Raw genomic sequence first — 2839 nt, forward strand, 5'->3', positions numbered from 1 at the left:
CCCGCGTGCCCCGTCGCCACGCCTGTGGCGGCAGCCACGGCGGCACGGCGTACGTCAGGGTGGCGTACGGCGGACTGAGCAGCGCGACGGCGCGCAGCGTGCGGGCGGCAGTGGTGGGCATGGCGCAGGTACCAAAGAGGGGACAGGGGCAAGAAGAAAACCGGGGGGCGGAAACTCCTCCCCCCGGCCATGGTTCACGACATTCCGGAATACCCGGGGACTAGGTGCCGCTGTACGGCAGCAGCGGCTTGAGCTGGCGCACCAGTTCGTCGCGGATGTCTTCGTCCTGCAGGGCAAAATAGATGTTGGCGGTAAGGTATTCCGCCCAGTCGCCCGCATCGAAGCGCATGCCGCGGATCTTCACGGCCAGCAGGCCCCGGTCGTCGGCCAGCATCTGCAAGGCGTCGGTAAGCTGGATTTCGCCGCCGTGTCCGGGCTTCATCTGCTCCAGGCAGCGGAAGATGTCCGGGGTGAGCACGTAGCGGCCCACGATGGCCAGGCGCGAAGGCGCCTCGCCCAGCTTGGGCTTTTCCACCAGCTTGTTGACCTTGAAGATGCCAGGGGCGAATTCCTCGCCGGAGATGATGCCGTAGCGGTTAACCTTGTCGGCGGGCACTTCCATCACCCCGATGACGGGCAGCCGCTCGGAGGCGGCCACGTCGATGAGCTGCTTGATGCCCGGCGTCATGCCGAACATCAGGTCGTCGCCCACCATGACGGCGAAGGATTCGTCACGCACCACGTCGCGGGCGCACAGCACCGCATGGCCAAGGCCCAGCTGCTGCTTCTGGCGGATGGAGATGATGTTGACCATCTCGGCCACCTCGCGCACCTGCCGCAGCATTTCGGTCTTTCCGGCGCGTTCCAGCACGCCTTCCAGTTGCAGGTTGTAGTCGAAGTGGTCCTCGATGATCTTCTTGTCCCGGTTGGTGACGAAGACCACATCGCCGATGCCCGAGCGGATGGCCTCTTCCACCACGTACTGCACCACCGGCTTGTTGTAGACCGGCAGCATTTCCTTCGGGATGTTCTTGGTGGCGGGAAGCGAACGGGTACCCCAGCCGGCGACGGGAATGACGACCTTGCGGATGTTCATGGGGTGGCTCCTTTGGAATGTGTCGTCGTGTCGGCCTGCGTCGGAAAAACACGATCATAATGACGGCCTGCACCGTCACCGCCAAGCGACTGAAGCGGCAACTATTCGCAAACAAGGGCCATTTACGAACTAGCGCAGGTGCTTCTGCACCGTCTCCGCCAGCAGGGAAGCCAGCCGCTTCACCTGTTCGGCATCCTCGCCCTCCACCATCACGCGGCAGACGGCCTCGGTGCCCGAGTAGCGCAGCAGCACGCGGCCCCTGTCGCCCAACTCCGCCTCGACCTTGGCCACACCGTCGAGCACGGGCTGGCACTGTTCGAAGGGAATCTTCCGTTCCACATGAACATTGATAAGCTCCTGCGGGAAAAGCTGCAACTGGCCCGCCAGCTCCGACAGGGGGCGGTCACGCTCGCGCATGATGCGCAGTATCTGGAGCGCCGCCATCAGGCCGTCGCCGGTGGTGCCGTGGTCCATGAAGATGAGGTGGCCGGACTGCTCGCCACCCAGGTTGGCGCCCTCGCGGCGCATGGCCTCGACCACGTAGCGGTCGCCCACCGGGGTGCGCAACAGCTTGCAGCCGCGCTCCTTCATGTACACTTCCAGCGCCATGTTGCTCATGACCGTGGCCACAAGGGTGTTGTTGCGCAGCGCGCCGCGCCGCAGCATGTCGTCCGCGCACAGGGCCATGATCTGGTCGCCGTCGAGCACGGTGCCCTTCTCGTCCACCACGATCAGCCGGTCGGCGTCGCCGTCCAGGGCCAGGCCCACGTCCGCGCGGGTTTCCAGCACCTTGCCGGCGGCCACGCCGGGATACAGCGAACCGCACTGGTGGTTGATGTTCAGGCCGTTGGGCTCGGTGCCGATCTTGATGACCTCTGCGCCCAGTTCCTCGAGCGCCAGGGGGGCAACCTTGTAGTTGGCGCCGTTGGCGCAGTCCAGCACCACGCGCATGCCGTCCAGGGTGAGGTGCGCGGGAAAGCTGTTCTTCAGGTAGACGATGTACCGCCCGGGGGAGTCCTCGATCTTGGCGGCGCGGCCCACGCGCTCGGGCGCGGGATAGTCCCACTGCCAGTCGGGGTCCAGCACCATGTCGGTGATCTTGTTCTCCGTCTCGTCGGGCAGCTTGAAGCCGTCCTTGTCGAAGAACTTGATGCCGTTGTCCATGAACGGGTTGTGCGAGGCAGAGATGACCACGCCAAGGTCCGCCCGCATGTTGCGGGTCAGAAAGGCGATGGCGGGGGTGGGCAGCGGCCCGACCAGGTAGACGTCCATGCCCGCGGCGCACAGGCCCGCCGTCAGGGCCGATTCGAACACGTAGCCGGAAAGGCGGGTGTCCTTGCCGATGACCACCCGGTGGCGGCGGTAGCCGTTGCGAAAATGCGTGCCAGCCGCAAGGCCCAGACGCAGGGCCACGTCGGCGGTCATGGGATAGATGTTCACCTGGCCGCGCAGGCCGTCGGTGCCGAACAGGCGTTTGCCCATCTGCGAATCCTCTCTGGATTGTGCGTTGGCGGCCAGCGCCGCCGGTGCGCCTGAGTACAGTATTTGCGGGGGTTGTTCAATGGTTCGCCGGGGGCGCGGACGGTGCGGCGCCTTGCGGTGCGAAGGACACGGACGACTCGGAAACGGGTGCGTCGGCCCATGCAGCGGCGCACGCGGCAGCATGCCCGGCGAAGGGTCCGGAAGCGGAGGAGAACCCGGACGCGCGGGGCAGGCCGGACGCGCCGTGATGCCCCACCGAGC

General features: G+C 66.1%; 2 protein-coding genes. Both read right to left on the reverse strand.

What is annotated here, in order from left to right:
* Positions 1–220: 220 nt before the first annotated feature.
* Positions 221–1096, reverse strand: coding sequence for a UTP--glucose-1-phosphate uridylyltransferase GalU (galU, locus tag FVW20_RS11705; RefSeq protein ID WP_196609752.1), 876 nt, complete (start codon positions 1094–1096; stop codon positions 221–223).
* 129 nt (positions 1097–1225) lie between these two features.
* On the reverse strand, positions 1226–2578 hold the full coding sequence (gene glmM / locus FVW20_RS11710) for a phosphoglucosamine mutase (RefSeq protein WP_196609753.1): 1353 nt from the start codon (positions 2576–2578) through the stop codon (positions 1226–1228).
* Positions 2579–2839: the final 261 nt, after the last annotated feature.

The sequence above is a fragment of the Nitratidesulfovibrio oxamicus genome, from assembly GCF_015731765.1.
Classification (GTDB): Bacteria; Desulfobacterota; Desulfovibrionia; order Desulfovibrionales; family Desulfovibrionaceae; genus Cupidesulfovibrio; species Cupidesulfovibrio oxamicus.